This is a genomic window from Marinobacter denitrificans (assembly GCF_008795955.1).
In the GTDB taxonomy this organism is placed as follows: Bacteria; Pseudomonadota; Gammaproteobacteria; order Pseudomonadales; family Oleiphilaceae; genus Marinobacter; species Marinobacter denitrificans.
Genome location: NZ_VMHN01000002.1, coordinates 302,725 through 322,996, shown reverse-complemented (window position 1 = coordinate 322,996; position 20,272 = coordinate 302,725). Strand labels below are relative to the sequence as shown.

General features: G+C 58.2%; 22 protein-coding genes. 11 read left to right on the top strand and 11 right to left on the bottom strand.

Features of this window, described 5'->3' with window-relative positions:
* Positions 1-77 precede the first annotated feature (77 nt).
* Entirely contained in the window at positions 78-1,811 is a 1,734-nt protein-coding gene (locus FO268_RS09450) for a proline--tRNA ligase (protein ID WP_150992301.1), read from the top strand.
* A 45-nt stretch (positions 1,812-1,856) separates the two neighbouring features.
* Here the strand turns inward: FO268_RS09450 and murB are convergent, their stop codons facing one another.
* The 9 genes from murB to FO268_RS09405 form a co-directional block, all read right to left on the bottom strand.
* Positions 1,857-2,885: a UDP-N-acetylmuramate dehydrogenase gene (gene murB / locus FO268_RS09445; protein ID WP_150992299.1), complete on the bottom strand. Its 1,029-nt coding sequence runs from the start codon at positions 2,883-2,885 to the stop codon at positions 1,857-1,859.
* Complete coding sequence (locus tag FO268_RS09440) at positions 2,882-3,361, bottom strand: low molecular weight protein-tyrosine-phosphatase (protein ID WP_150992297.1); 480 nt, start codon at positions 3,359-3,361, stop codon at positions 2,882-2,884. Before FO268_RS09440 ends, murB begins: the two co-directional genes overlap by 4 nt.
* Positions 3,358-4,146, bottom strand: coding sequence for a 3-deoxy-manno-octulosonate cytidylyltransferase (gene kdsB, locus FO268_RS09435; protein ID WP_150992295.1), 789 nt, complete (start codon positions 4,144-4,146; stop codon positions 3,358-3,360). Before kdsB ends, FO268_RS09440 begins: the two co-directional genes overlap by 4 nt.
* 12 nt (positions 4,147-4,158) lie before the next feature.
* Positions 4,159-4,347, bottom strand: a complete 189-nt coding sequence (locus FO268_RS09430) for a Trm112 family protein (RefSeq protein WP_150992293.1) — start codon at positions 4,345-4,347, stop codon at positions 4,159-4,161.
* Positions 4,340-5,368, bottom strand: coding sequence for a tetraacyldisaccharide 4'-kinase (lpxK, locus tag FO268_RS09425; RefSeq protein ID WP_150992291.1), 1,029 nt, complete (start codon positions 5,366-5,368; stop codon positions 4,340-4,342). The genes FO268_RS09430 and lpxK overlap by 8 nt, the downstream gene beginning before the upstream one ends.
* On the bottom strand, positions 5,365-7,140 hold the full coding sequence (gene msbA, locus FO268_RS09420; RefSeq protein ID WP_150992289.1) for a lipid A export permease/ATP-binding protein MsbA: 1,776 nt from the start codon (positions 7,138-7,140) through the stop codon (positions 5,365-5,367). Before msbA ends, lpxK begins: the two co-directional genes overlap by 4 nt.
* On the bottom strand, positions 7,137-7,559 hold the full coding sequence (locus FO268_RS09415) for an ExbD/TolR family protein (protein WP_150992287.1): 423 nt from the start codon (positions 7,557-7,559) through the stop codon (positions 7,137-7,139). The genes msbA and FO268_RS09415 overlap by 4 nt, the downstream gene beginning before the upstream one ends.
* A gap of 5 nt (positions 7,560-7,564) precedes the next feature.
* Entirely contained in the window at positions 7,565-8,191 is a 627-nt protein-coding gene (locus FO268_RS09410) for a MotA/TolQ/ExbB proton channel family protein (protein ID WP_150992285.1), read from the bottom strand.
* A 93-nt stretch (positions 8,192-8,284) separates the two neighbouring features.
* Positions 8,285-10,681, bottom strand: a complete 2,397-nt coding sequence (locus tag FO268_RS09405) for a DNA internalization-related competence protein ComEC/Rec2 (protein ID WP_150992283.1) — start codon at positions 10,679-10,681, stop codon at positions 8,285-8,287.
* Between the two features lie 95 nt (positions 10,682-10,776).
* Between FO268_RS09405 and FO268_RS09400 the strand changes: the two genes are divergently transcribed.
* Positions 10,777-11,352, top strand: a complete 576-nt coding sequence (locus tag FO268_RS09400; protein WP_150992280.1) for a DUF2062 domain-containing protein — start codon at positions 10,777-10,779, stop codon at positions 11,350-11,352.
* Here FO268_RS09400 and FO268_RS09395 read toward each other — a convergent pair.
* Both FO268_RS09395 and FO268_RS09390 read right to left on the bottom strand, forming a co-directional pair.
* Entirely contained in the window at positions 11,340-12,050 is a 711-nt protein-coding gene (locus tag FO268_RS09395) for an ABC transporter ATP-binding protein (protein ID WP_150992278.1), read from the bottom strand. The genes FO268_RS09400 and FO268_RS09395 overlap by 13 nt on opposite strands.
* Positions 12,043-13,284: a lipoprotein-releasing ABC transporter permease subunit gene (locus tag FO268_RS09390; RefSeq protein WP_150992277.1), complete on the bottom strand. Its 1,242-nt coding sequence runs from the start codon at positions 13,282-13,284 to the stop codon at positions 12,043-12,045. The genes FO268_RS09395 and FO268_RS09390 overlap by 8 nt, the downstream gene beginning before the upstream one ends.
* Positions 13,285-13,397: 113 nt before the next feature.
* Between FO268_RS09390 and FO268_RS09385 the strand changes: the two genes are divergently transcribed.
* The 9 genes from FO268_RS09385 (at position 13,398) to infA (ending at position 20,256) form a co-directional block, all read left to right on the top strand.
* Complete coding sequence (locus tag FO268_RS09385) at positions 13,398-13,985, top strand: PilZ domain-containing protein (protein ID WP_150992275.1); 588 nt, start codon at positions 13,398-13,400, stop codon at positions 13,983-13,985.
* Positions 13,986-14,077: 92 nt separating this feature from the next.
* Positions 14,078-14,386, top strand: a complete 309-nt coding sequence (locus FO268_RS09380) for a hypothetical protein (RefSeq protein ID WP_150992273.1) — start codon at positions 14,078-14,080, stop codon at positions 14,384-14,386.
* A 95-nt stretch (positions 14,387-14,481) separates the two neighbouring features.
* Positions 14,482-15,516: an agmatine deiminase family protein gene (locus FO268_RS09375; protein WP_150993301.1), complete on the top strand. Its 1,035-nt coding sequence runs from the start codon at positions 14,482-14,484 to the stop codon at positions 15,514-15,516.
* Entirely contained in the window at positions 15,513-16,436 is a 924-nt protein-coding gene (locus tag FO268_RS09370) for a carbon-nitrogen hydrolase (RefSeq protein WP_150992271.1), read from the top strand. The genes FO268_RS09375 and FO268_RS09370 overlap by 4 nt, the downstream gene beginning before the upstream one ends.
* A gap of 7 nt (positions 16,437-16,443) precedes the next feature.
* Positions 16,444-17,355 carry an AAA family ATPase gene (locus FO268_RS09365; RefSeq protein WP_150992269.1) on the top strand — a complete coding sequence of 304 codons (912 nt, stop codon included), beginning with the start codon at positions 16,444-16,446 and terminating at the stop codon, positions 17,353-17,355.
* A 21-nt stretch (positions 17,356-17,376) separates the two neighbouring features.
* A complete protein-coding gene (gene trxB, locus FO268_RS09360) occupies positions 17,377-18,327 on the top strand; it encodes a thioredoxin-disulfide reductase (protein WP_150992267.1) in 951 nt (316 codons plus the stop codon).
* A gap of 202 nt (positions 18,328-18,529) precedes the next feature.
* The gene (gene aat, locus FO268_RS09355) at positions 18,530-19,249 is read left to right on the top strand and encodes a leucyl/phenylalanyl-tRNA--protein transferase (protein WP_150993299.1); all 720 of its coding nucleotides are present in this window, start codon (positions 18,530-18,532) and stop codon (positions 19,247-19,249) included.
* Entirely contained in the window at positions 19,246-19,959 is a 714-nt protein-coding gene (locus FO268_RS09350; RefSeq protein ID WP_150992265.1) for an arginyltransferase, read from the top strand. The genes aat and FO268_RS09350 overlap by 4 nt, the downstream gene beginning before the upstream one ends.
* Before the next feature lie 78 nt (positions 19,960-20,037).
* Positions 20,038-20,256: a translation initiation factor IF-1 gene (gene infA, locus FO268_RS09345; RefSeq protein WP_007153725.1), complete on the top strand. Its 219-nt coding sequence runs from the start codon at positions 20,038-20,040 to the stop codon at positions 20,254-20,256.
* Positions 20,257-20,272: the final 16 nt, after the last annotated feature.

Here is a 20,272-nt window from a genome sequence, read left to right as displayed (position 1 = left end):
GTGGTAAACGCTCCGTACAATAGCGGCCACCACGTAATTAATAAAGAATCCCTTTTCAACTGTTTACGGATAACACCATGCGAGCAAGCCGTTACCTGATTGCCACCCAGAAAGAAACGCCTGCAGATGCCGAAATCATCAGCCATCAGATGATGCTCAGGGCGGGGATGATCCGCAAACTGGCCGCCGGCCTTTACTCCTGGCTGCCAATAGGGCTCAGGGTACTACGCAAGGTTGAACGAATCGTGCGGGAGGAAATGGACAAGAGCGGCGCCCAGGAAGTATTGATGCCTGCGGTGCAGCCCGCCGAACTCTGGCAGGAATCCGGCCGCTGGGAGCAGTACGGTGGCGAGTTGCTGCGGATGAATGATCGCCATGGCCGTGAGTTCTGCTTTGGGCCTACCCACGAAGAGGTTATCACCGACCTGATCCGCAATGAACTCAACAGCTACAAGGAACTGCCGGCGAATTTCTATCAGATCCAGACCAAGTTCCGTGATGAGCGACGGCCACGTTTTGGCGTAATGCGCGCCCGGGAGTTCATCATGAAAGACGCTTACTCCTTCCATGTGAACGCAGAATCGCTGAACGATACCTATCAGGTAATGCATCGTACCTACTGCGCCATTTTTGATCGCCTGGGACTGGATTACCGCCCGGTGGAAGCAGACTCCGGAGCCATTGGCGGCAGCGCTTCCCATGAGTTCCATGTTCTCGCCTCTTCCGGCGAAGACGCTATCGTTTTCAGTACTGCCAGCGACTACGCTGCCAATATCGAGAAGGCCGAAGCCGTCGCGCCCGCTGGCGAGCGGCCGGCCCCTTCCCAGGAAATGAAGGAAGTGGCAACCCCGGAACAACGCACCATTGAAGCCGTTGCCGGTTTCCTGAACGTTGACGCCAGCGCCACGGTCAAGACACTGATGGTCAGGGCGGAAGAAGACGACGAAGGAAACAGCAGCCTGGTAGCCTTGGTCCTGCGGGGCGATCATACCCTCAACGATATCAAGGCAGAGCAGCTGCACGGAGTTGCCGAGCCGCTGACCATGGCGACCGACGAAGAGATCGAGAAGGCCATTGGGTGCAAGGCCGGCTCTATCGGGCCTGTGAACCTTTCGGTACCGGTGATTGTCGACCGCAGCGCAGCGCATCTGGCCGATTTTGTCTGTGGTGCCAACAAAGAGGGCTACCACCTGACCGGCGTAAACTGGGAGCGCGACGTACCCCTGGCGCGGGTGGAAGACCTTCGCAATGTACTGGAGGGCGACCCCAGCCCCGACGGCAAAGGCACCCTGGAAATCCGCCGCGGCATCGAGGTGGGCCATATTTTCAAGCTGGGCAACAAGTACAGCAAGGCCATGAACGCCACAGTGCTTGATGAAAACGGCAAGAGCGCCATTCTGGAAATGGGATGCTACGGAATTGGTGTTTCGCGGATTGTGGCCGCTTCCATTGAACAGAACCACGATGACAAAGGCATCATCTGGCCGGAAGCTATTGCCCCGTTCGAGGTGTCCATTGTGACGTTGAACGCCCACAAGTCACCGGCAGTAATGGATGCGGGTGAAAAACTTTACGAACAGCTTCGTCAGGCAGGCTTTGATGTTCTGCTGGATGACCGCAACGAGCGGCCCGGTGTGAAGTTTGCGGACATGGAGCTGATCGGTATTCCTCACCGCTTCGTGGTATCTGAGCGGGGCCTGGCTGCGGAAACCCTGGAGTACAAGGGCCGCCGCGATGAAGACAAGCAGGATGTTCCGTTGGCAGAAGTGCTCCCCTTCCTGATCAGCGCTTCACCCCGTAACGGTCTCTGAGGGCTCGTTCCAGGGCCTCTGTAAAGCGGGAGTGGTTCATCCTGGCTAGCCGCCAACCACTCCCGGCTCCATTTCCAGCGCGATACCAAAGCGCGCATGGACATCACTGCGAATCCTGTCTGCCAGTGCCAGCACATCCTGGCCATTGCCATGGGAATGGTTCACCAGTACCAGCGCCTGCCGGTTGTGAACCCCAACCTTGCCATTGCGATACCCCTTCCAGCCGCACTTGTCGATTAACCAGGCCGCCGCCACTTTGGCACTGTCATCGCCCGGATAGCCGGCAATGTCCGGGTAGGATTTCTGTAGGGCATGCCAGGTTTCCAGAGGCACCACCGGATTCTTGAAAAAACTGCCGGCGTTTGGCAATTGCGCGGGGTCAGGCAGCTTGCGCCGCCTGACCGCCATTACGCCTCTGGCCACATCCAGAGGCGTCAGGTCTTGGGTGCCGTGGCCTTCGAAATATTCCGCAAGGTCTCGGTATTCGAGAGAAAATGGCCGGGAACGGGACAACCTCAGACGAACGGTGGTAATAACGTAGCGACCAGGCTCGTGCTTGAATACACTGTCACGGTAGCTGAAATGGCACAGGCTGTTGGTGAGGGTAATTTCGTGGCCGTTATGTCGGTCCAGGGCACTGACTTCCACCAGGGTATCCCGCAGCTCGGTACCATAAGCCCCAATGTTCTGAACCGGTGCCGCGCCAACGGTACCGGGAATCAGTGCCAGGTTTTCAATGCCCCTGTAACCGACGGACGCGGCGTACAGTACACTTTCATGCCAGTTCTCACCTGCGCCCAGCACCAGCGTAGCCTCATCACCCTCAACATGCTCCCAGCAGCGGCGGGAAATGGCGATGCGTATGACCAGGCCCGGGTAATCTCCCGCAAACACCAGATTGCTCCCACCGCCGAGGATCAGCAACTCCACCGACTTCGTGGAGGCCCAGTCCAGAGCCTGCTGAAGAGCCTCAACGGACGCCACTGACACAAAATACCGTGCCCTCGCGGCGATGCCCAGGCTGTTCAGGTCGCCGAGAAAAACGTTCTCCCTGATCCGTGGCTCGCTATTCAAGCCAACTGCTCCCGTATATGCTGGAGAAGTCCCTCACTGGCTTCGTTGATCAGGTCCAGCACGTGCTCGAAACCATGCTCACCGCCATAATAGGGGTCCGGCACCTCCTCGTATCCGGAACTGCCAAACTGCAGAAAAAGCACCGGCTCAGTGCCTCCATTCTGGCGCCAGACGTCCCGCACATCCGCCAGGTTCTGTCGGTCCATCACCAGCACATGGTCGAACCGGTCCAGGTCCTCACTGTCGAACTGGCGTGCCCGCAGAGGGGCAATATCAATACCGCGCTTACGTGCTGCCGCGATGGCCCGGCTGTCCGGGCCTTTGCCAACATGCCAGTTGCCGGTGCCACAGGAATCAATCGTAATCCGGTCATCAAGTCCGGCCTGTTGCACCACCTGACGGAAAACTCCCTCGGCACTCGGGGAACGGCAGATATTGCCGAGACAGACAAATAGTACTTTTACCGGTGCTGTCATGGGTTCGGGGCCTCCTTTTGCTTTGCTGCCATGATCTGCCGCAGACGCTCCAGATCCTGCTGCGTATCAACACCTGACGGTGGCACCCGGCAGGCTTCTTCCACGTGAATGCGGGCGCCGTTATACAAAGCCCGCAGCTGCTCCAGGGACTCCGTGACTTCCGTAGGCGCTGGTGGCCAGGTAACAAAACTCTGCAGCAGGCTGACGCGGTAACCATAAATACCGATATGGCGATAGTACCCGACGCCCTCCGGCATCTGCTTCTGGGCGCCTTGTCCCTGCCAGGCATCCCTTGCCCAGGGGATGGGCGCACGGCTGAAATAATGCGCCATGCCGCGGTGATCAAACACTACTTTCACCACATTGGGGTTGAACACCTGGTCTGCCTTTGAAATCCGTTCACAGAGGGTCGCAATAGCGGCATCAGGGTGCGCTTCCAGGTTGGCCGCCACCTGATCAATCAACTCTGGAGGTATCAGTGGTTCATCACCCTGGACGTTGATCACCCGCTCACCAGGTCCGAAGTTCATCAGCCGGGCAACTTCTTCAAGCCGGTCGGTACCACTGGCGTGATCTGCAGACGTCATCACCACCTCTGCGCCGAACGCCCGGCAGGCTGTTTCAATGCGAGGGTCATCAGTGGCAATGATGACGCGGGTAGCGTGGCTTTCGCACGCACGGTCATAAACATGCGCGATCATCGGCTTGCCAGCAATGTCAGCCAGCGGCTTTCCCGGCAGGCGAGTGGAAGCATAGCGGGCCGGGATCACAACGGTATAGGACATACAGGCTTCCTGTCAGCGTTTGGCCAGACGCTCATCGGTGGTCAGAGTGCGGGCCTCGGTGGCAAGCATGACCGGTATTCCTTCGCGAATCGGAAAGGCCATTGCATCCTGGTAGCAGATCAGTTCGGACTTGTCCTCGTTGAGCTTGAGGTCGCCTTTGCATACCGGGCATGCCAGCAGGGCCATCAGTTTCTTATCCATGGTGTATTCTCACAGTATCGTTGGAATCCAGTGATTGACGACAATGATTGACGCTGGCCATGAACGCTTCCCTGAACGATTCAGAAAGCCCGGCTTCTACAACCAGCACCCAGGTGTTGGCCGGCGCAAACCCACGGCATTTAACCGCATCCTTCGCCGTCATTACCAGCCACTCCCCTTCTTCTGCCCGCAGGTCTTCGAGGGTATAGCGGTGATGATCCGGCAGGGCAAGGGGCCGGACCTGCGCCCCCAGCCCCCCCAGTGTATCGAAAAATCGCTGCGGATTGCCTATACCCGCAACTGCCCTTACCGGTTGCCCGTGAAGATGCTCGGGCGGGAAACTTTCACCGGTAACCAGGTTACGCAACTCGGTGGGTGCCAGGGTCATGGTGAACTGGTGTTCGTGGTCAATCTCGTCCAGGCGGCCACCATTGGTTATGACGAAATCGACCGAAGCCAGTCGTTCCAGTGGCTCTCGCAAGGGACCTACGGGGATCAGGGCCCCGTTGCCGATGCCACGGGCAGCGTCGAATACGGCCAGCTCGATGTCTCTCGGTAACCGGTAATGCTGGAGCCCGTCATCACATACAAGGATGTTCCCCAGCTTCTGATCAAGGGCCCACAAGGCACCGCGTTTTCGGTCCGGGTCGACGACCACCGGGCAACCGGATTGCGCGGCCAGCATCACCGGTTCATCGCCCGCCACATCGGCTCCGATCTCCGGGGTAACCATCAGCGGATAGTGGTCAGCCTTGCCACCATAGCCCCGACTGAGGATCACCGGATGCCACCCCTGCTCCTGCAGTAGCCCTGTCAGGGCCGCGGTTAAAGGGGACTTCCCGGTACCACCAGCAGTGATGTTACCCACCACCACCACCGGAACCGGAATGCTTGCGTCACGAGCCTGCCACGCCCGTCGCCTCCGGCTTTCAGCAACAGCCCGGTAAAGCCAGACCAGTGGATACAGGGGCCACAGCGGGCGCTTTCCACCATACCACAGCCGGTCTACCAGCGCGGTCATGCCTGCTCGCTGAATTGCATCTGATGAAGCTGGGCGTAGGCACCACCCTGGGCAAGCAGTTCGTCGTGGCGGCCAGATTCTACGATTCTGCCGCCATCCATCACCAGAATGCGATCGGCCTTCTCGATGGTGGAAAGGCGGTGGGCAATGACCAGGGTTGTCCTGCCTTTCATGACGGTTTCCAGAGCATCCTGAATGTGACGCTCAGATTCAGTATCGAGGGCTGAGGTGGCCTCGTCGAGAATCAGAACAGGCGCATCCTTCAGCAGTGCCCGGGCAATCGCCAGGCGTTGGCGCTGACCACCAGAGAGCATGACACCATTATCGCCGATCATGGTATCCAGACCCTCTGGCATGCGCTCGATAAACTCCAGTGCATGGGCCTTGGCGGCGGCATCGGTGATCTGCTCACGGCTGTGATGGCGGAGTGCGCCATAGGCAATATTGGCGGCGATGGTATCGTTGAACAGCACCACGTTCTGGGTGACCAGCGCAATCTGGGCCCGCAATGCTTCGAGAGTGAATTCCTTCAGGGAGTGGCCATCCAGCCGGATATCGCCGCCGGTGTATTCATAGAACCTGGGTAGCAGACTGACCATGGTGGATTTTCCGCTGCCGGAGCGCCCAACCAGTGCGACACTCTGGCCTGCGGGAATGCTCAGTGAGATGCCCTGGAGAACATCCTCCAACTGATCCCGGTAGCGAAAACACACGTTGTCGAACTCGATGTCGCCATCCACACGCTCCGGAGCATAGGTGCCGGGGTCATGCTCCGGCTCCTCGTCCATAGTACCGAAAACGTCATGGGCTGCAGCCACACCTCGCTGAATCTTGGCATGCACCGAGGTTACCTGTCGTATGGGCTTGGCCATGGTGGTGGCGGCGGTGATAAACGCGACCAACTCACCCGTGCTCATGTTTCCACGGATTTCCGGGGCCAGCATAAACCAGACCAGTGAGGCGATGGCGATGGCAACCAGCACCTGGATGACCGGTATGCTGATAGCCTGAGTAGAAGCCATTTTCAGGCTCTGTTCCAGGTTTTTTTCGCTCACCTTACGGAACCGGTCCCGCTCATAGTGTTCACCGCCAAAGGTGCGCACAACCCTGTAGCCACTGATAGACTCCGACGCCACATGGGTGATATCGCCCATTGACCCCTGAATTCGCTTGCTGATCTTGCGAAACCGCTTGCTGGCATAACTCACCACAAGAGCAATCAACGGCCCTACCGCCAGGAAGACGAGCGTCAGCTTCCAATTGGTGTAGATCATGAACCCCAGCAAGCCCAGTATCGTCAACCCTTCACGAAGAGTGATGGTCACCGCATTGGTAGTGGCTTCGGCTACCTGCTCCACGTTAAAGGTGAGCTTGGATACCAGGCGGCCCGACGCATTCTCGTCGAAATAGCGGGAAGGCAGGTTCAGCAGGCGGTCAAATACCTGCTTACGCAGCGCGTTGATAACCTGGCGCCCGACATAGCTGATGAAGTACTGGCTCATGAAGGTGCCCACGCCGCGAAAGGCGAACACACCTACAATCAGCAAGGTCAGCTGTATACGGTTCTCGTCTGTAGGATTTTCCAGGGCGGTGATGACGTATTCCATGGCTGCCGCCATGCCGGTTGATGCCGCCGCGTATATGACGTTGCCCACTACGGCAAGCGAAAAAGCCAGCCAGAAGGGTTTTACATAAGCCAGCAAACGCTTGTAGGTTGCCCAGTTTGATGCCGGCTCCCGGCCTGTGTCCGCTGGTGAGGTGGATGCGCTCACTGCCGTTCCGCCTCTCGCTCGGTGGTGATGCTGAGCTTGGCAAAACCAAGGCGACCGGCAACGTCCATGGCACGGACCACGAACTCATGGGGCGTGCGGGCATCTGCGGTAATGATGAACGGTAGCGAGGCATCATCGCCTGCAAGCTCGCTGACAGCACGCTCCAGGGTTTCCCTTCGGTTATTCACCAGGGCACGGTCGTTGAGAATGTACTGCCCTTCGGCATTGATCACCACGTCAATCAACCTGGCTTCCGATTCGGACCGCTCACCGTTGGCTTCCGGCAGTTCGATATTGAGATGGCTCTCACGGGTGAACGTAGTAGAAACCATAAAGAATATCAGCAGCAGGAAGACCACATCGATCAGTGGCGTCAGGTCAACCCCGACTTCCTGACTTCTCTGGCGCTTGAACTTCACGGTGTTCAGGCTCCTTCCACGTCGATTTCGCGGTCACCATGCACTACTTCAACCAGCTTGATGGCTTCCTGCTCCATACCCACCACCAGCTCATCAACACGACGGATGAAATAGCGGTGACAGATCAGTGCGGGAATGGCCACGCTAAGGCCCGAGGCTGTAGTGATGAGGGCTTCGGAAATACCGCCAGCGAGATTGCCGGCATCACCAACTCCGGCCAACTGGATTTCAGCGAACACTTTGATCATGCCAATTACCGTGCCGAGCAGACCCAGCAACGGTGTGATGGTCGCGACCGTGCCCAACGGATTGAGGAAGCGCTCCAGATCATGGATGACCTGGCTGGCCTCATGTTCAATGCTTTCCTTCATGATCTCACGACCATGTTTTGCGTTCATCAGACCGCCGGCCAGGATGCGGCCCATGGGAGAAGAGGCCTGCAAGGCCTTTAGCTTGCGGCCATTAAGCTCTTTTTTCTTGATCCAGCGCCACAACTCATTAACGGTGTGCTGCGGCGTCACCCTGGAGGGCCTGAGAGTCCAGAAACGCTCAAGGATGATGGCAAGTGCAAGAATGGAACAGGCAAGAATCGGCACCATGAGGATGCCACCGGCTTTCAAAAGCTCGAACACGCTTGGTCTCCCTGATTGTTAGCAAGCCGCGCTACTTTAGCATAGCTACCGGCGGAGGCCACACCCGGAATGTCACGGTTTTTATACGGGACATCAGTGGCTTTCCGGTTTTCTGACCCAGAACGGTGTTTGCGCCCTCGCCTCTGTTACCGACACTCCATCCTGCTGCCACACCAGGCGGACAGCACCGGAAGTTGCGGTATTCAGCAAGCGGCTGCCAGCAGAAAGATACCGGCTCACCACATCCGGATGAGGGTGCCCGAAACGGTGGCGGTAACCCGCGCTGAACACCACAAGATCCGGCGCCATCTGCTTTACCCAATGTTCCGACGATGACGTTTTACTGCCATGATGAGGCGCCAGAACCACACGGAATTCCGCTGCTCCCGGCCGGCGGTCATCGGTGAACATGCGCTCTGCCCGCCGGGTAATATCCCCCGGCAGAACTACTTCAACGGCCGGGGAGCCGAAGCGGATGGTCAGCACGCAGGACGCATCGTTGCTCTCAACCCCGCCTGGGCTGCCACCCTCGCCGGCGCTGCGCCAGAAGGAAAGTTCCAGGTGGCCCATGCTCCGGGCATCCTGCGGAGCACAGGATTTCACTGTCACGCCTGGATCATCAGGAAGCATGCCCTTTATCCGCTCCGGCTCTCCGGTAATCACCTCCCGCACATTGAAGCTGTCGAACAACAGCGGCAAGCCGCCAGCATGGTCGCCATCACCATGACTGATGACCAGGGTATCGATACGGCTCACCCCCAGTTCCCGGAGGTTGGGAATCAGTACTGAATCAACTGCGGAGTAAACCCCTTCCAGCGCCGGCCCGGTATCGTAAACAAGTACGTGGTCCTTATCCCGCACCATCACCGACAACCCCTGCCCAACATCCCACACCCAGAGTTCCGGAGAATCCACCGGCGTATTCCCTGCACCAGACCGCGAATCCGCGACAAGACCAACTGCCACCCAGATTCCCGCCAGGCAGACCGTCGCCAAGCGAAAACCACGGAACGGCAGCAGCAACGCCAGCATAACCACAGCGGCGAGCAACAGAAGAGTCGGCACGCCCGGGGCAGGCATTGTAACGTCGACCTCCGCCAGCCATGACAGCCCCTTCCAAAGCACAGCAAAAACCAGATCAAGAACGCCTGCAACAATGCCATCGCCCGACGGGGTAACCAACATGACAACCGCCCCGAGCACGAGAACCGGCATGACCACCAGCGAGACCCAGGGAATCGCAAAGAGGTTCGCCACAAAGCCAATGACTACCTGGGACTGACCCAGAACCTCCAGGATCGGCCAGAGTGCGGCGAACACAGCCAGCTGGGCCAACAATAACCCACAAAGCCACCCTGCCTGGCGCAGACGAAGGCTGAACAGCAGTACCAGAACGGAAACCGCCCCGAATGAAAGCCAGAATCCCTGATCAAGCGGCGAGAACGGATCACTCAGCAAGACGAGAACCAGTGCTCCGAGCAACCCTGTAGAAGCCCCCGTCTTCCGTGCCCCCAACAAAACCCAGCCAGCGATAACGACCATGATCAATGCCCGCCTGGTGGGCACAGAAAACCCTGCCGCAAGCGCATAGGCGAGGCTGGCAAGTGACACGCAGAAAAACACCAGCCCCCGCAATCTATGAGGTGATACATGGCGCTGAGGCAGCCAGAGCAATAATCGGCGGCAGAGGAAGCCAGCGCCGGCTGCCACCAGACCCAGGTGCAACCCTGAAATGGCCACCAGATGAATAGTGCCGGTCGCTTTGAGGACCTCCCAGTGGCCGGGCTCCATGTGCCCGCGGTAGCCGATCATCAGCGAGGTGATAAGCGGGAAATGCCGGGCGTTCGCAAGCCGTTCCGAGGTCTCACTGACAAGGCGGTTACGCCAGCGGTGGTAGCGACATTGGAGCTGACAGTCAAAACTGCGGTCCGGAGCCAGGCTGCGAATGGTGCCGGTTGCGCCGAATCCCTTTCGGTACAGCCAGGATTCGTAGCGAAAGCCCACGGGATTCACGGACCCATGAGGACGTTTGAGGACCACCTTCAGCCTCAACTGCTGAGCGACACTAGTTGTTGCTGTTTCGCCATACCAGGCAAGACGCACTTTCCGAGGCAACCCTGGCGAGCCAGGCGCTTTTAAAGCCGCCGGCAGGTGCCATTCGTTCACACAGAAAGCAAAACGGACGCTGCCGAAGCTGGCGTAGGAGGGTACGTCACAGAGATAACCGGACACCTCCAGCACCTCCCCCTCCAGACTGACCGGAAGAGTGTCGTGTTGGCGGATGTCGGCCTGCCAACCCGCCCAGATCATACCAGCGAGACCGGCGGCAACGATTATCGCCAGCCCGCGGAGCATTGGTGAGCCAACCAGCCTCAGGGTGCAAAGCGTGATTACCATCGCGGTAATCAGCCAGAGCAAAGGTGGTAAGACCGCAAGGCTATACAGTAAGATAACGCCGCAGGCGAAGCCCGCGAGGCCAACCCTGGCCATAAAACTTCCGGACAATCCTTGTCCCCCTGATAGTTGGTCTTCTCCGGGCGCCGCAAATTCCCGGAACCATCATTCTGAGCAGGCAGAACTTCCCGATGCCAAAGAAGTTCATGAAACGCTATCTACCATCGCCGGAAAAAGTGCGCGCGATCGAATCGCTGCACTTTCTTGGCGATATCCTTCATGAACCCAATCTATGGCACATTAACCGGCACAGCGTTGCCCGCGCATTCCTGGTGGGCATCTTTCTCGCCTTTATCCCCATGCCCTTCCAGATGCTGGCAGCGGCTTTCTTTGCCATCTGGTTCAATGCCAATCTGCCGCTGTCAGTGGTACTGGTGTGGATAAGCAATCCCGTAACCATGCCCCCGATGTTCTATTTCAACTACAAGGTCGGGGCCTGGATTCTGGACAGGCCGGTGCTGAATTTCGAGTTCCAGCTGTCCTGGTCCTGGCTCAGCGGGCGACTTTTGGACATCGGCATCCCGCTTTACCTGGGGTCACTGCTGGTCGCCACGCTATCGGCCTGCCTGGCCTATCTCATCATCCAGTTCCTGTGGCGGCGCAAGGTCCGCTCTGACTGGCAAGACCGCCGCTCGGTACGCATCCGACACCGGCGGCTGGCAAGGCGTGCGCAGCGAGAACGGGCCAGCGACAATCAAAGCTCCTGAAACAGTTCTCCCTGTTCCAGCCGCAACACCCGCCCAAGACTCCTGGCCATCTTCATATCGTGAGTTACCAACACAAAGGCAATACCAATCTGATCCCGCAGTGACTCAATGAGGTCGCGAACGCCCTCTCCTGTCTGCTCGTCCAGATTACCGGTCGGCTCATCCATCAGCACACACTCGGGCTCGTTCACCAGGGCACGGGCAATGGCAACCCGCTGGCGCTCGCCGCCGGAAAGTTCACCGGGTTTGTGGGCCAGTCTATGCCCCAGGCCAACACGCTCCAGAATGGCACTCGCCTTCGCCGACGCCGGTTTTACTCCTATTCCTCCCAGGGCGCAGGGCATCATTACGTTCTCCAGCGCCGAAAACTCGGGGAGCAGGTGGTGGAACTGATAGACAAACCCCAGGTGACGGTTCCGGAAACGGGCGCGCCCTGCCTCACTCATGCGATGAATGTCCTGGCCGCAGATGTCGATGTGTCCTGAGGAGGGCTTGTCGAGCCCCCCGAGAAGATTCAGCAGCGTTGTTTTACCGGCACCACTGCTGCCAACAATACCAACGCTTTCCCCAGCCGATACCCGCAGCGAAATATCCGAGAAAATTGTGAGCTTTCCGGGGCCTTCATTGTAGGTACGGGTGACCTTCTCACAGTCAATCACCAGGGCCTTTTCCTTGTTCTCGGTTGCTGAATCACTCATAACGCAAAGCCTCCGCCGGATCGACGCGTGATGCACGCCAGGCCGGATAAATCGTTGCAAGCAGGCTCAGGGCAAGGCCGGCCCCGCTGATAATCCACACGTCCTGCCACTGCAATTGGGACGGCAGGTAGCTGATGAAATACACATCTGCGCTGAGGAACTGATGCCCCATGAATTCTTCCAGCCACGCGATGAATCCGCTGATGTTGTAAGCGCCAAAAACGCCCAGCGCCGTCCCCACAATCGTACCGGTAATGCCGATAACGGCGCCCTGAACGATGAAGATTCGCATGACCCTGCCAGGAGTGGCCCCCATGGTCCGCAGGATGGCGATATCCGCCGTCTTGTCGGTCACCACCATGACCAGGGTAGAAACGATATTGAAGGCCGCTACCGCAACGATAAACATCAACAACAGGCCAATCATGGTTTTTTCCATTCGGATGGCCTGGAAGAGATTGCCGTGGGTACGAGTCCAGTCTGAAATGTAGTGACGACCGCTGAGTTCGGTGGCTACTTCTCGGGCCACATTCGGAGCCTGGAACAGATCGTCCACCAGTAGACGCACCCCCTCGGCCTTGCCTCCGGTGCGCATGAGCTTGGAGGCATCGTCCATGTGAATCAGGGTGTAGTTGCCATCCAGTTCAGCCCCGACACTAAACACACCCTTGACGGTAAACCGCTTGAGTCGTGGCAGTACACCGGCAGGTGTCACCGAAGCCTCTGGCAGTACTACGGTCACTTTGTCCCCAATCTGCAACCGCAGCGCAGACGCCATCAGCTTACCGATGATAATACCGAACTCCCCCGACTTCAGGTCGTCCAGACCGCCTTCGAGCATGTGGTTTTCGATGATTGATACGCTTCGCTCCTGTTCCGGCAGAATGCCATTGAGCATCACTCCGCGGACATCACCTCCACCGGTCACCATGCCCTGCCCCTGTATATAAGGCGCGGCGGCAATGACCGATGGGTGCTGTTCAACCTGGCGATCAACATCTTCCCAATCCTGCAGCGCACCGTCGGCCTGAATGGTGGCATGGGGCACCATACCCAGAATCCGCTGCTTGAGTTCACGGTCAAAACCGTTCATCACTGACAGAACAATGATCAGTACCGCGACACCGAGCATCAGGCCGATCATGGAAGTGAGTGATATGAACGAAATAAAGTGATTACGTCGTTTGGCTGCGGTGTACCGCAAACCAACATAAAGTGATAAGGGTCTGAACATTGGGAGGAGCCTGTCGCTACCTTCTGGTCTGTCGAAAATCCTGCCCGATACGACGCGGCAGGAAGCTGCTAAACTTCTAACATCAAACAATAATACCGTGTTCTGGAGCCCCGATGCCTGCAACGACACCCCATAACAACCCGGAAGAGATCTCTTCTGATCGCCGGGATTTTTTTCGTATCAGCGATCATATTGGCCTGGAAATCCGCAAGCTCGATCCCGAGGACCGAGCCAAGGAAAACCCCTTTAATGGCAGTCACCTGGAAAGCCTGCGCTCGGAATTCAGACGCCTCGATCAGGACGTCAGGGCACAGTTGGCCACGCTGGCCGAGCGTGACCGCCTGCTGACCTCACTGATCAAGTCACTTAACGGGAAGCTGGATACGCTGGCGCGCATTATGGCCTTTGAGCAAAATCCGTTGCAACCTGAAGACTGGCAGGACGTCACGCTCAGCGAAGGTGGCCTGTCGTTTCATACGGCTACCGGCAGCGTCACGATGGACGAAGTTCTCGCCCTGAGGATGACCCTGCCACCGGAGCTGTTCCAGCCGGTTGCCATTGCCCGGGTAATCAGTGTCGAGCCGGACCGAAGCGGAGGCGCCAGGGTCCATACAGAATTTACCGACATCCACGACAGCGACCGTCAGCAAATCGCCCGGCATGTGATGCGTTGGCAAATTCGGCAACGCCAAAAAGAATAAACTGTCCACAAATCACCGAATCGGGGCTGACTTTTGTTAGTCTTTGTCAGATATTACGTTTTATCAATGTGATGCCATGGAGTAAGCCTCTGATGAAAAAAAGCACAATAAAAGCAGTCTGTGCCGCCACCACCCTTACCGCGCTGGCGCTGGCCCCCTTCACCACCGTTGCTGCTGAAGAAGTTCGGGTGCCGGTGAAGTCACAGGCTGAGCGCAGTGCCGAGGCAGACCTGCCCCGCACCGGCGTAAGCCAGGCCAGCGTTCGTAACGGTTGGGGTAACCCACGGGAAACCATGGGCCCGGTGGGGGACCCACCTATTTCCCAGTGGCATTATGAGGATTTTGTCGTGTATTTTGAGAGCGACAGGGTCGTCCATGCTGTGCTCAAGCCTCGACGTTGAAAAATCGTTCAATTATATCCTGACGCAACCCCTCCTGTTCGTTAGAATGTCGGCTTTTGAATAAAGGTGTTCGCAACTTGACTTCCAGACCTGTGATGCCCGCAGAGTGGGCACCCCAAAGCGCCGTAATGCTGACCTGGCCCCACCCGGGAACCGACTGGAGCGACTGCCTCGCGGAGGTGGAACCCGTGTTCCTGGATATTGCGCGAGCTGTACTCCGCTTCGAGCATGTCGTGCTCAGCTGTGAACATGTGTTTCGCCTCCAGGAACTGGAACGGGATCTGAACGCTTACGCGCAGGAACAGGGGCTGCCAGGCCGGGTTGTCGCGGTCCCCGCACCCGCCAACGATACCTGGGCACGTGACCACGGCCCCATCGCCATATCCGGCGCAAAAGGCCCGGAACTGCTGGATTTTCGCTTCAATGCCTGGGGTAACAAGTTTCCCTGGGAAAAGGACAACGCCCTTAACAGCCATCTTGCGAATTTCGGTAGCTTCGGCACGACCTCGCTGGTGCCTGTGGAGTTCGTCCTTGAAGGCGGGTCCATCGAATCCGATGGTGAAGGGACAATACTGACCACCAGTGAGTGCCTGCTGACTCCGTCCCGGAATCCGTCGATGGACCGCGCCTCAATCGAACACCTTCTGGGAGAAACCCTCGGCGCCGAGCGGATTCTGTGGCTCAACCATGGTTACCTGGCCGGTGACGACACCGACAGCCATATCGACACGCTCGCCCGTTTCTGCGCGGTGGATCGTATCTGTTACGTGGCCTGTCCCGACGTGAGCGATGAACATTACAGTGCCCTGGCGGCCATGGAAGAAGAACTGCAACAATTCCACCAGGCCAATGGTCAGCCCTATCACCTGACCCCTCTACCCTGGCCCGATGCCATCTACGACGATGAAGGCGAGCGCCTGCCGGCGACCTATGCCAACTTCCTGATCATCAATGGCGCCGTTCTGGTACCGTTCTATGGCGTGCCACAGGATCAGGAGGCCCTGGAAGTGCTGGCCGGGCTTTTCCCCGACCGGGAAATGATTCCGCTTAACTGCCGCCCGTTAATCAGACAACACGGCAGTCTTCACTGCGTCACCATGCAGATACCCGCAGGAGTTGTTCAGGCATGATCCGCCCCACCCCGGCCGGTACGCTGGCCCTTGCCGCCATTCAACAGCCCTGCAGTGCCGACAAGAACACCAGCCTGGCCACCAGTGAACGTCTGGTCCGCCAGGCTGCAAAAGACGGCGCGCAGCTCGTGGTCCTGCAGGAACTGCATGCCACCCTGTATTTCTGCCAGACCGAAGACACCTCCGTGTTCGAGCTTGCCGAATCCATACCGGGACCCACCAGCGATCGCCTCTCCGCCCTGGCGGCGGAGCTGGGAATTGTCCTGGTAGGCTCGATATTCGAGCGGCGGATGAATGGGGTCTATCACAACACCGCGGTAGTTTTCGAGCGGGACGGAAGCATTGCCGGCCTGTACCGGAAGATGCATATTCCGGACGATCCCGGCTTTTACGAAAAATTCTACTTCACACCTGGCGACGCCTGCTTCAACGATGGCACCAGCGGCTTCACCCCGATCGACACCTCCGTGGGCCGCCTTGGCGTTCTGGTATGCTGGGATCAATGGTACCCGGAAGCTGCGCGCCTGATGGCCCTGGCCGGCGCTGAAGTACTGATCTACCCTACCGCGATCGGCTGGGACATCACCGACGACGCCGACGAGCAGGCTCGTCAGCTCGAAGCCTGGGTAACGGTTCAGCGGGGTCATGCCGTGGCCAACAACCTGCCCGTGATCGCCCCGAACCGGGTCGGTACAGAGCCGGATCCCGCCGGGCTTTCGGATGGTATCCGCTTCTGGGGTAACAGCTTTATCTGCGGCCCCCAGGGCGAGTTCCTGGCGCGAGCCGACGATCACTCCGAAACCATACTGTCCACGACGATTAACCGCTCACGCAGTGAATCGATTCGACGCATCTGGCCGTATTTCAGGGACCGACGCATTGACGCCTATGGCGACATTCTCAAGCGGGTTAGGGACTGATCAATACATGAAAAAACTGACGGATACCGTTATCCGCGAACTGAACAGCATACTGCTGGGCAAGGATCACCAGGTTCGCCTGGCACTCTGTGGTCTTCTGGCCCGGGGCCACCTGCTGATAGAAGACATACCGGGCATGGGTAAAACCACCCTGTCCCACGCCCTGGCCAAAGTCATGGGGCTCAGTTATCAACGTATCCAGTTCACCAATGACCTGTTGCCTGCCGACGTACTTGGCTTCTCCATGTACGACAAGGAAGCCGGCAGCCTGATTTTCCACCCGGGGCCCGTCTTCGCCCAGGTGGTACTGGCGGACGAAATTAACCGTGCCTCCCCCAGAACCCAGAGTGCGCTGCTGGAAGCGATGGAAGAGCGACAGGTGTCTATTGAGGGTGAGACCCGGCCACTGCCGCACCCGTTCTTTGTGATCGCAACCCAGAACCCCATTGAGCAGGGTGGCACCTACCCGTTGCCGGAGTCCCAGCTTGACCGCTTCCTGATGCGAATCCGGCTCGGCTATCCCGACCCCCGCGCCGAACGGGAATTGCTCGAGGGAGAGGACCGCCGGGTAATGACTGACCGCCTGCAGCCCATCCTCTCAGCAGAGAACCTGCAAACGCTACAGGACGCCGTCAACCGGGTTACCACCAGCCCGGCATTGCTGGATTACGTGCAGCGACTGCTGGAGCAAAGCCGCCGCATGCCAGGCCTACTCTACGGCCTTTCACCCCGCGCCGGCCTTGGGCTGGTGCGTGCTGCCAGAGCCTGGGCCCTTATGGACGGCCGCCATCATGTATTGCCCGATGACATCCAGGCCGTATTTCCCGCAGTTGCAGAACACCGCCTTGAACAGGGAGAATCCGGAAAGAGCGCTGAACGAATCAGGCAACTTCTGACCTCCGTATCTGTCATTGAATAAATTGTTAACGAGAGACCCCCAATGAGCGAAACCAAGCACTCCCGACTGATCATCCTCGGCTCCGGCCCGGCCGGCTACACCGCAGCAGTCTATGCGGCCCGCGCCAACCTGAAACCGACGTTGATCACTGGCATCGAGGTGGGTGGGCAACTTACCACCACCACAGACGTAGACAACTGGCCAGGTGATAACGACGGCGTGCAGGGCCCGGAACTGATGCAGCGCATGCTCAAGCACGCCGAGCGTTTCGAAACCAATGTGGTCTATGACACCATCAACGAAGCCGACCTGCGCAACCGCCCCTTCCGGCTCAAAGGTGACAGCGGTGAATACACCTGCGACGCCCTGATCATCGCCACCGGCGCCTCGGCCATGTACCTGGGCCTGGAATCGGAAGAGAAGTTCAAGGGCCAGGGCGTCTCAGCCTGCGCCACTTGCGACGGGTTCTTCTACAAGAAACAGAAAGTCGCCGTCATCGGCGGCGGCAATACTGCCGTTGAAGAAGCACTGTACCTCTCCAACATCGCCGACGAAGTCACCCTGGTACACCGCCGCGACAGCCTGCGCGCCGAAAAGATCCTGCAGGACAAACTGTTCGAAAAAGCCGAAAACGGCAACGTCAACATCGTCTGGGACCACACCCTCGACGAAGTCCTAGGCGACGGCACCGGCGTTACCGGCATGCGCATCAAAAGCATGAAAGACGGCTCCACCCAGGAACGGGACCTGGCCGGCGTATTCATCGCTATCGGCCACAAACCCAACACCGACCTGTTCCAGGGCCAACTGGATATGGAAAACGGCTACATCAGAATCCGTTCCGGGCTGGAAGGGATGGCTACCCAGAGCAGCATCCCCGGAGTCTTCGCCGCCGGCGACGTAGCCGACCACGTCTACCGTCAGGCTGTCACTTCCGCAGGTTTCGGTTGCATGGCAGCCCTGGACGCAGAAAAGTTCCTGGATCAGGACTAAGCTTAATCGAAAAACCAATTCGGGAATGGTCCCGGGCAGGCAACTCCCAGGCCCGAAAAGGCGGGTGGGCGCGGATGTCTGAAACTGTGCGGAGCCATGGATGGCGAAGCCCAAGCGCCACATGGATGTGCTTGAGCGTGTTTCAGACCTCCGTGCCCACCCGCCGACACCACCAACACGCAAACCCGAACTCTGGACCCAGATGACCTCACTACCCTGGCTAGAACAAGACCACCTCTGGTTCCCCCCCGCCGAACAGGCCCTCGACGACCCCGACGGATTGCTGGCCATCGGCGGTGACTTGTCCACCGAGCGCCTCAAACTGGCATACCGCAGCGGCATCTTCCCCTGGTTCAGCGACGACCAACCCATACTCTGGTGGTCCCCTGACCCCCGCTGCGTTCTGTTCCCGGACGAAATACACATCGCCAAAAGCCTGAGGCGCACACTTAACAGCGGCCACTTCACAATCACCGCCGACCAGGCGTTTGCCCGGGTTATCCGACTGTGCGCCAACACCCGCGCCGAAGGCACGTGGATTACCAAGGATATGATCGACAGCTACGGCCAACTGCACAAACAGGGCGTTGCGCACTCCATTGAAGCCTGGAACCCGAAAGGCGAACTCGTAGGCGGAATGTACGGGCTGGCGATTGGGCGCTGTTTTTTTGGCGAGTCCATGTTTTCCCTGGAAACCAACGCCTCTAAAGTCCTGATGGTCCACCTGGCCAATCAGCTCAGGGTGTGGGGATACCGCATCATGGACTGTCAGGTGGAAAGCGGCCACCTGCTCAGAATGGGCGCCCGCTGTATTCCCCGCAGTGAATTTTTATCTATACTCAGAACATGCGTCGATACGAGTCCGGACCACGACCACTGGGACTTTCAATGGCAGTGGGCCGGAGACCGGAGGTGTGAATGAGTAATCTCAGAACCCTGGTATTTTTTGCCACGCCGGCCCACGATTGCAGCTACCTGCCCGATCGCGAAGCAACCACCATGTTCGTCGACCCACGGGCCCATATTGATAAGCGGTTATACAGCCAGCTGACCGCACTGGGGTTCCGCCGCAGCGGCTCCCACTATTACCGCCCACATTGTGAGCACTGTAACGCCTGCGTTCCGGTCAGGCTGAAGGTGGATCAGTTCAAGCCTGACCGCAGCCAGCGCCGGGTGGTGAAGAAAAATTCCGACCTTTCCTGCAGAATGGTCCGGGCCACGTTTTCCGAGCGGTACTACAGCCTTTACGCCCACTACATCGAACAAAGGCACGCCGATGGCGACATGTACCCGCCCTCCCGCGAGCAGTTCATGTCCTTCCTCGTTGAAGGGGCGACCGACTCCTGGTTCGTTGAAATCATGGATGGCGATAAGCTGGCGGGGCTGGCCGCCGTGGATATGCTCGACGAAGGGCTCTCAGCCATCTATACCGTGTTTGATCCTGCATATGAAAACCGGAGCCTGGGGACCTTTGCTGTACTCTGGCAGATAGAAGAGGCCAAGCGACTGGGGCTTCCCCACCTGTATCTGGGGTACTGGATTGAAGAGTGCCGGAAGATGAACTACAAAACCCGTTTTCGTCCCATTGAGGCTCTCCGGGACGGTCAGTGGCGGAAGATGGACGTTAACTGATTTTGCCAAATGGCGGCAAATCAGGCAGAATTGCGCAATTTAAAATCACAGCAAGCCAATTTACGAGGTTTTTACTGAATGGCAAAGTCCGATGCTATTGAAATGGAAGGCGTTATTGTCGACACGCTTCCAAACACTATGTTCCGCGTTGAACTTGAAAACGGCCATATTGTTACCGCTCACATCTCTGGCAAGATGCGCAAGAACTATATCCGTATCCTGACAGGAGACAAGGTCAAGGTTGAGCTGACCCCCTATGACCTGAGCAAGGGGCGCATCGTTTACCGCGCCCGCTAATAGCTATGTGATATCT